General features: G+C 73.4%; 7 protein-coding genes. 2 read left to right on the top strand and 5 right to left on the bottom strand.

Annotated features, from left to right (window positions below; all coding sequences use genetic code 11):
• Positions 1–824, top strand: an 824-nt coding sequence (locus tag ABZV78_RS23585; RefSeq protein ID WP_355641793.1) for an endo alpha-1,4 polygalactosaminidase, incomplete at its 5' end; no start/stop codon positions are given.
• 75 nt (positions 825–899) lie between these two features.
• Complete coding sequence (locus ABZV78_RS23580) at positions 900–1,283, top strand: VOC family protein (RefSeq protein WP_355641791.1); 384 nt, start codon at positions 900–902, stop codon at positions 1,281–1,283.
• Between the two features lie 203 nt (positions 1,284–1,486).
• Here the strand turns inward: ABZV78_RS23580 and ABZV78_RS23575 are convergent, their stop codons facing one another.
• From ABZV78_RS23575 to ABZV78_RS23555, 5 genes are all read right to left on the bottom strand, one after another.
• Complete coding sequence (locus ABZV78_RS23575) at positions 1,487–2,992, bottom strand: MFS transporter (protein WP_355641789.1); 1,506 nt, start codon at positions 2,990–2,992, stop codon at positions 1,487–1,489.
• A gap of 169 nt (positions 2,993–3,161) precedes the next feature.
• Entirely contained in the window at positions 3,162–5,381 is a 2,220-nt protein-coding gene (locus ABZV78_RS23570; protein WP_355641787.1) for an MMPL family transporter, read from the bottom strand.
• A gap of 236 nt (positions 5,382–5,617) precedes the next feature.
• On the bottom strand, positions 5,618–6,475 hold the full coding sequence (gene mutM / locus ABZV78_RS23565; RefSeq protein ID WP_355641785.1) for a bifunctional DNA-formamidopyrimidine glycosylase/DNA-(apurinic or apyrimidinic site) lyase: 858 nt from the start codon (positions 6,473–6,475) through the stop codon (positions 5,618–5,620).
• Positions 6,468–7,262 (bottom strand): ribonuclease III, encoded by a 795-nt coding sequence (gene rnc, locus ABZV78_RS23560; RefSeq protein WP_355641783.1) that lies wholly within the window; start codon positions 7,260–7,262, stop codon positions 6,468–6,470. The genes mutM and rnc overlap by 8 nt, the downstream gene beginning before the upstream one ends.
• Complete coding sequence (locus ABZV78_RS23555) at positions 7,259–8,218, bottom strand: phosphate acyltransferase PlsX (RefSeq protein WP_355641797.1); 960 nt, start codon at positions 8,216–8,218, stop codon at positions 7,259–7,261. The genes rnc and ABZV78_RS23555 overlap by 4 nt, the downstream gene beginning before the upstream one ends.
• Positions 8,219–8,225: the final 7 nt, after the last annotated feature.

Below are 8,225 nucleotides of genomic sequence, written 5' to 3'. Positions count from 1 at the left end.
CCCGCGTCCGCCGACGCGGGCCGCGCCGGGGCCTGGCGGTGGTGCTGACGGCGCTGCTGCTCGCCCCGGCGGCCTGCCGGGAGCCGCTCGTCCCGCCCGGGGCGCCCACCCCGTGGCCCTCCACGCAGGCCCGGCACTGGCAGTGGCAGTGGCAGCTCACCGGCCCGGTGGACGTCACCGTCGAGGCCGACGTCTTCCTGCTCGACGCGGTGCGGACCACCTCCGACGAGACCGGCGCGCTGCGCGCCCGCCACCGTCGCCTGGTCTGCCAGGTGCGGGTCGGCACGTTCGCGACCACCGACCCGGACGCCAGCCGCTTCCCGACGGCGGTACGCGGGTCGGCGGTGCCCGGCCGACCGGGCAGCCGGTGGCTGGACGTCCGCCAGTGGGACTCGCTGGAGCCGGTGCTGGCCGACCGGTTCCGGCTCTGCCGGGGCAAGGGTTTCGGCGCGGTGGCGCTCGACGACGCCGACGGCTACCTGTACCGCTCCGGCTTCCCGCTCTCCTTCGACGACCAGTTGCTGTTCAACCGGCGGCTGGCCGAACTGGCCCGCCGGCTGGAACTCTCCCCCGGGCTGGTCGACGACCTGCCGCAGGTGGCGGCGCTCGCCCCCGACTTCGACTTCGCGGTCAACCAGGAGTGCCTCCGGCTGGGCGGGTGCGACAAGCTGCTCCCGTTCGCCGACGCGGACAAGCCGGTCTTCCACGTGGAATACACGGGCGATCCGGCCGACTTCTGCGTCACCACGGTCGGCTACGGCTTCGCCTCCATCCTCAAGGACCGCAAGCTCGACGCCTGGCGCGAGCCCTGCACGCTGCCCTGAGCCGGCGTTGCACGTTCACGACGCTGCTCGGGACGCCGGGCACTGGCACGTCCCGGCCCCGCGTACGTTGGTCCTATGGCGACCTACTGGACCCTGGGGTGCGATGCCGACGATCCCCAGCGGATTGCTGGCTTCTGGGCGCTTGCCCTGGGATATGTCAAGGAGCCCGGCTTCGACGAGCCCGACAACGCGTCCATCGTCGACCCGGACGGCAGAGGACCCGCCATTGGCTTCCTGAAGGTACCCGAGGGCAAGTCGGCCAAGAACCGGATGCATATCGACGTCCGCGTGGCGGGCCCGGGCCCCGGGGACATGATCGAGCGTGCACGACTGATCCAGCAGAAGGTGCCTGAGCTGGTGGTGGCCGGCGCGGCAGTGGTCCGCGAGGAGTGGTACGGCGACACCTTGGGGCACGTCGTCATGCAGGATCCCGAGGGCAACGAGTTCTGCGTCGCGTGATGCGTGGACGGTGCGAGTTCCAAACAGCGACAGCCCGTCGCGCGGTAACCCGTCACGGTCAGCGGACCGCATCGAGCTGAGTCGCCCGGGCACGGACACCGGGAGCGGGCAGCAGCGAGGGCGCCTACAGCCCGCGTACCTCTGAACAAGCGGCACCGCCCCCGGCCCGGACGGGCGGGGGCGGTGTCCAGGGACGGCGGCGGTCAGCCGGGTGCGCCACCGGTGACCGGGGCGGGGGTGCCGGCGCCGCGTTGCGCCGGGATGCCGGCGTGCTCGGCGCTGAGCGGGGTGGCCAGCTCCTCCAGGGACTTCCCCTCGGCCTTGACACCGAGCGCCAGCTCCACCAGGCCGCCGATGATCATCACGGCGGCGCCGACGACGAAGGCAACCACGGTGTCGCCGACCTGGCCGGAGCCGACCAGCTTGGCGAAGAGCAGCGGGCCGGTGATGCCGCCGGCCGCGGTGCCGATCGCGTAGAAGAACGCGATGGCCATGGCCCGCGTCTCCATCGGGAAGATCTCGCTGACCGTCAGGTACGCGGCGCTGGCGCCAGCGGAGGCGAAGAAGAGCACCGCGCACCAGCAGGCGGTCATGGTCACCGCGTTGAGCACGCCCGCGTGGAACAGCCAGGCGGTGCCGAGCAGCAGGATGCCCGAGCCGATGTAGGAGCCGGCGATCATCGGGACCCGGCCGACCGTGTCGAAGAGCCGGCCCAGCAGCAGCGGGCCGAGCAGGTTGCCGACCGCGATCACCGCGAAGTAGTAGCCGCTGTTGCCCGGCGGGACGTCGAAGAAGGTCTGGAGGATCTGGGCGAAGCCGAAGGTGATCGCGTTGTAGAGGAACGCCTGACCGATGAAGAGCGAGAAGCCCAGCGTGGCGCGCTTCGGGTAGCGGGCGAACAGCGTCTTCGCGATCTCCAGGAAGTTGGTGCTCTTCCGCTGCTTGATCTCGATGTAGTTGTCCGCCTCGGCGAGGTCCTTGCCGGTCTCCCGCTTCACCTCGGCCTCGACCGAGTCGACGAGATGGTTCGCCTCGTCGGCCCGGCCGTGGATGAACAACCAGCGTGGGCTCTCCGGGACGTGCCGGCGGACCAGCAGGATCACCACGCCGAGCACCGCGCCCAGGCCGAACGCCACCCGCCAGCCGAGGTTGGTCGGCAGGCCGTTGAGCAGCGGCACGGTCAGCAGCGCGCCGAGCGCGGCGCCGAGCCAGAAGGTGCCGTTGATGATGATGTCGATGCGGCCGCGGTGCCGCGCCGGGATCAACTCGTCGATGGCCGAGTTGATGGCCGCGTACTCGCCGCCGATGCCCATGCCGGTGAGGAACCGGAACAGGAAGAACCACCAGGTGTCGAAGGACAGCGCGGTCAGCGCGGTGGCGACCAGGTAGAGCCCGAGGGTCAGCAGGAACAGCTTCTTGCGTCCGAACCGGTCGGTGAGCCAGCCGAAGAAGAGCGCGCCCGTGCAGGCGCCCGCCACGTAGAGCGCGGCGGCCAGGCCGGTGACCTGGCTCTGGGTGATGCTCAGGCCGCTGCCCGGCTCGGCGAGCTTGCCGGAGAGGTTGCCGACGATGGTCACCTCGAGGCCGTCGAGGATCCACACCGTGCCGAGGCCGATCACGATCATCCAGTGCCAGCGGGACCACGGCAGCCGGTCCAGGCGGGCCGGGACGTTGGTCCGTACGGTGCCGGTCCGCACGTCGGTGCTCATGACGCGCTCCGGAGGGCTGCGAGGGCCGGGGCGCGACGGGCCGCCGGCGTGAGCTGTTCGTCCATGGCGGCCCAGATGCCCCGCCGCCCCGGCCGTTAATCCTGCCGTGACACCTCCGTCACAGGACGAAGGGCGGACCGGACCGGCCCGCCCTCCCCCGTCCCGTGGATCAGCGCGCGCCGACCAGTTCCGGTGCCGGCGCGGGCGGCTCGGCCGGCGGGGTCGCCGCCCGGCCGCGCAGGAACCGCGGCGCCCACCAGTTCGCGTCGCCCAGCAGGGTCATCAGCGAGGGCAGCACCACCGCCCGGATGATCGTGGCGTCCAGCAGGATGGCCGCGGCCAGGCCGATGCCGAGCTGCTTGAAGTCGATGGTGCTCAGCGTCGCGAAGATCGAGAAGACCCCGACCATGACGATCGCCGCGCTGGTCACCACGCCCGCCGAGGAGGTGATCCCGTACGCCACCGCGTCCTTGTTCGACATCCCCTGGCGGATCCCCTCGCGGATCCGGCTGACCACGAAGACGTGGTAGTCCATGGAGAGCCCGAACAGCACCACGAAGAGGAACATCGGCAGCCAGGTGACGATCGCGTCCATCGAGGTGAAGCCGAGCAGCCCTTCCGCCCAGGTGCCCTGGAAGACCAGCACGAGCAGGCCGTACGCGGCCCCGGCGGAGAGCAGGTTCAGCAGGATCGAGGTGAGCGCCACCACCACCGACCGGAACGTCCAGGCCATCACGAGGAAGGTGAGCGCCAGCACGAAGGCCGCCACCAGGGGCAGCTTCGCCCAGATGTGGTCCGCGTAGTCCTCGCTGGCCGCCACGCCGCCGCCGACCGCGTACTCGACGCCGGGAATGCCGCCCAGCGCGGCCGGGACCAGGTCCTGGCGCAGCTCGTGCAGGGACCGGGACGCCTCGTCGGTGCGGCTGGCGTACGGCGTGGCCACCTCCAGCACCGACACCCGCCGGTCGGCCGACACCTTGATCTTCGGGCCGTCCCCCTCGATCGGCGCGAAGAGCGGGTCGGCGGCGGCCCGGCCGGCCAGCGCGGTGAGCGCGGCCTTCACCCGGTCGGCCTGGTCGGCGGGCGCCCGCACCGCCACGGTGTGGCTGGTGCCGTTGCTCGGGAAGGCCGCGGTGAGCCGGTCGTACGCCTGCATGGCCGCCGTGGTGCGGGGCACGTCCTCCATGCCGGGGAACTTCAGCTTCATGCCCAGCGCCGGGGCGGCCAGGGCGAGCAGCAGCCCGACCGAGACCACCAGGGTGGCCAGCGGCGCGCGCAGCGCGGGCCGCAGCACGGCCGGCCAGAACCGGGGCCGGGCCGGCTGGCCGTGCCGCCCGACGCGCGGGGCGGTGAGCCGCCACAGCAGCGGCACCCGGGGCCGGTCGACCCAGCGGCCCAGCTTGGCCAGGAGCGCCGGCAGCACGGTCAGCGAGCCGATCACCGCGACCGCGACCACCAGGATCGAGCCGACGGCGAGCGAGGAGAAGATGGCGTCCTGGGCCAGCAGCAGCCCGGCCATCGAGATGATCACGGCGGTGCCGGAGACCACCACGGCGTGCCCGGAGGTCTCCGCCGCGATCTCCACGGCGTCGAGCCCGGAGCGGCCCTTGGCCCGTTCCTCGCGTTCCCGCCGGACGTAGAAGAGCGAGTAGTCCACGCCGACCGCCATGCCGATCAGCAGGATCACGCTGGCCGTGGTGTCGGTGGCCGGCACCAGGTGGGAGGCGAGGGTGGAGAGACCCATCGCCGCGGCCACCGAGGAGAGCGCGAGCAGCACCGGCACGCCGGCCGCGATCAGCGCGCCGAACGCGATGATCAGGATGGCCAGGGTGACCGGCAGGCTGAGCAGTTCGGCCCGCTTGAAGTCCTTGCCGAGGGTGTCGTCGAGCGCCTTGCCGATCGACGGGCCGCCGACCTGCTCGACCCTCAGCGCCGGGTGCGCCTCCTGGACCTTCGCCGTGGTGTCGCGCAGCGGCTGCACCCGGTCGGAGGCGGTCTCCGGGTCGCCCGCCATGGTGATCGGCACCAGCATCGCGTTGCCGTCCCGGGACGGCATCGGCGCGCCCACCGAGGTCACCCCGTCGACCTGCCGCAGCCGGGCCGTCGCGTCGTCGGCGGCAGCCTTCGCCGCGGCCGGGTCGAGCTTCCCGGAGCGCGGGGTGATCAGCACGTTCTCGGTGGCCGGCTCGTGGAAGCCGCCACTGTCCACGATCAGCTGGGCTCGCCCCATCTCGCCGATCGCCTGGTCGTCGTCGGTGGCCTCGTTCAGGCCGGCGGCGTTGCCGCCCACGAAGCACACCGCCACGAACACCACCCAGAGCGCGATGGCCCGCCACGGATGCTCCGCACTCCACCGTGCCAGCCGCACGGTCACCGGTCGCCTGCCCATACCTGGGATCCCCCTCCAGACGTCGGCCCTGTGCCGACGTCTGCTGACGCTAGGGAGCCGAGCGGGCCCGGACATCGGGGAACGGCCCCCGCTCGTCCCCCATCCGGCCGGCTCCGGCCGGGCGGCCCGAACCGGGTCGGCCAACCGGACAGAAGGGATCTTTCAGGGTACGACCGGGGGACGCGCCGGGCGGCGGCCGGCGAGGCACACCGGCGCAACCCCGAACCGGCTCGGGGTCATCCCCGGAGGCTGCCCCGGGGGCGGGGCTGGCAACGCGGGCAACTGTAGGACGAACGGTTCATGAACGCCTCGCGCCGGATCGGCGCCCCGCACCGCGGACAGGGCTCACCCTCGCGGCCGTACGCGTTCAGCGACCTGTCGAAGTAGCCGCTCTCGCCGTTGACGTCGACGTACAGCTCGTCGAAGCTGGTGCCGCCCTGCTTGATCGCCTCGCCGAGCACGTCCCGGACGTGGCCGAGCAGCCGGGTGGCCGCCGGGCCGGTGAGCGCGTCGGTCGGCCGGGCGCCGTGCAGCTTCGCCCGCCAGAGCGCCTCGTCGGCGTAGATGTTGCCGACGCCGGAGATCAGCGTCTGGTCGAGCAGCGCCCGCTTCACCTCGGTCCGCCGCTTCCGCAGCGCGGCCACGAAGCCGGCGTCGGAGAACTCCGGGTCCATCGGGTCCCGGGCGATGTGGGCGATCTCGGCCGGCAGCTCCGCCCCGCCCTCGGAGACCGACAGCCCGCCGAACGTGCGCTGGTCGACGAAGCGCAGCTCCGGGCCGTCGTCGGCGAAGCGGAACCGGACCCGCAGGTGCAGCTCGTCGGCGGCGCCGACCGGCTGGAGCAGCATCTGGCCGGACATGCCGAGGTGCCCGATGAGTGCGTCCCCGCTGTCCAGCGGCAGCCACAGGTACTTGCCGCGGCGCCGGACGTCGGTGATCGTCCGGCCGGTGAGCACGTCGGCGAAGTGCTCGCCGCCCGGCTCGTGCCGGCGGACCGCCCGGGGGTGGCGCACCTCGACGGCGCTGATCCGCCGGCCGATGACCCACTCGGCCAGCCCCTGCCGGACCGTCTCGACCTCGGGCAGCTCAGGCACGGCCCGCGCCGGTCTCGGCAGGGTCGCCCGCCGGGTCGATCCCGTCGGCCGCGGCCTTCGCGGCGGCCTCCGCCTCGGCCTGCTCGGTCAGCGTCCGCCAGGCCGACTCGGCGGCCCGCTGCTCGGCCTCCTTCTTGCTGCGCCCCTCCGCGCCGCCGTACCGGTTGCCGGCCACCACCACCCAGGCCGTGAAGGTCTTGAGGTGGTCGGGGCCGGTGCCCTCGATCCGGTATTCGGGGACACCCAGCCCCAGGGCGGCGGTCAACTCCTGGAGGCTGGTCTTCCAGTCGAGCGCCGCGCCCCGGCCGGCCGACTCGGCCATCAGCGGGTCGAACAGGCGGTGGATCACGATGGCCGCGGTGTCCAGGCCGTACTGGAGGTAGATCGCGCCGAGCAGCGCCTCCAGGGTGTCGGCCAGGATGCTGGCCTTGTCCCGGCCGCCGGTGGCCTCCTCGCCCTTGCCGAGCAGCAGGTACGCGCCCAGCCCGTCCGGGCCGAGGCCGCGCGCCACGTCGGCGAGGGCACGCATGTTGACCACGCTGGCCCGCAGCTTGGCGAGCTGTCCCTCGGGCAGGTCCGGGTGGTTGTGGAACAGCGCCGTGGTGATCACCACGCCGAGGACCGAGTCGCCGAGGAACTCGAGGCGCTCGTTGGTGGGCAGGCCGCCGTTCTCGTACGCGTAGGAGCGGTGGGTCAGCGCGCGCTCCAGCAGTTCCGGGTCGAGCGACACCCCGAAGGCCGCCTCCAGGTGGCCGACGGGAGCACGCCGCCGCTTGTCGTTGGTCATGGTGCTACCTCGGTGTCGTTGCGGTCAGGTGCGGGATCGTGCGGGACGTCGTCGAGCAGGGTCGAGACGGTGTCGGTGGCGCCCCGGCGCCACAGGTGGGCGGCGAGGGCGATGCCGGAGGCGACGTCGTCGGGCCGGGCGGCGCCGTGGCAGACCACCACGGTGCCGGCCACCCCGAGCAGGGCCGCCGCGCGCGGCGCGCCGCCGTTCGCCGGGGGCCCGCCGGCCATCGCGTACGCGCCCTCGATGGCCTTGAGCAGCACGTTGCCGGTGAAGCCGTCGGTCACCACCACGTCGGCGCGGGCGCCGAGGGAGACGTCGTAGCCCTCGACCAGGCCGACGTAGCGGGCGCCGCAGGGCAGCGGCACGGCGGCGAGGGCGGGGTCGGCGGAGCGGCGCAGCCGGTCGCCCTTGCCCGCCTCGGTGCCGACGGAGAGCAACCCGACCCGGGGCGCGGCGATCGCGTGCGCCACGGCCGCGTAGGCGGCGCCGAGCACGGCGTGCCGGGCCAGGGTGGCGGGTCCGGGTTCGAGCGTGCCGCCGACGTCCAGCAGCACCACCGGGCCCTCGACGGCGGGCAGGGTCGCGACCAGCGCGGGCCGGCGGACGCCGGTCCAGCGACCGAGGCCGAGCGCGGCGGCGGTGACGGTGGCGCCGGTCGAGCCGGCGGAGACGAGCGCGTCGGCGATCCCGTCGCGGACGGCGTGCACGGCCGCGCGGACGGTGCTCTCTTCGCGCGCGGCGGTGGGATGGTCGGCCATGCCGACGGCGGTCCGCACGGGGCGGACGGTGACCCGGGCACGCTGCTCCGGGTCGAGCGCACCGATCAGCCCGTCGGCGACCTCGGTCGGTCCGACGAGCAGCAGGTGCAGGTCAGGGTCGGTACGCACGGCCCGCAGAGCGCCGTCAACCACGACGGCGGGAGCATCGTCCCCGCCGAGGAGGTCGACGGCGATCCGCGCG

This window comes from Micromonospora sp. NPDC004540 (assembly GCF_040610095.1).
Classification (GTDB): domain Bacteria; phylum Actinomycetota; class Actinomycetes; order Mycobacteriales; family Micromonosporaceae; genus Micromonospora.
The sequence above is the reverse complement of the archived record's forward strand: the minus strand, read 5'-3'. Positions and strand labels throughout refer to the sequence as shown.

Bases quoted from the DNA above. Each gene is read 5' to 3' on its own strand.
- ABZV78_RS23580 (WP_355641791.1), top strand. From the start codon at position 900: ATGGCGACCTACTGGACCCTGGGGTGCGATGCCGACGATCCCCAGCGG.
- ABZV78_RS23575 (WP_355641789.1), bottom strand. From the start codon at position 2,992: ATGAGCACCGACGTGCGGACCGGCACCGTACGGACCAACGTCCCGGCC.
- rnc (WP_355641783.1), bottom strand. From the start codon at position 7,262: ATGACCAACGACAAGCGGCGGCGTGCTCCCGTCGGCCACCTGGAGGCG.
- ABZV78_RS23570 (WP_355641787.1), bottom strand. From the start codon at position 5,381: ATGGGCAGGCGACCGGTGACCGTGCGGCTGGCACGGTGGAGTGCGGAG.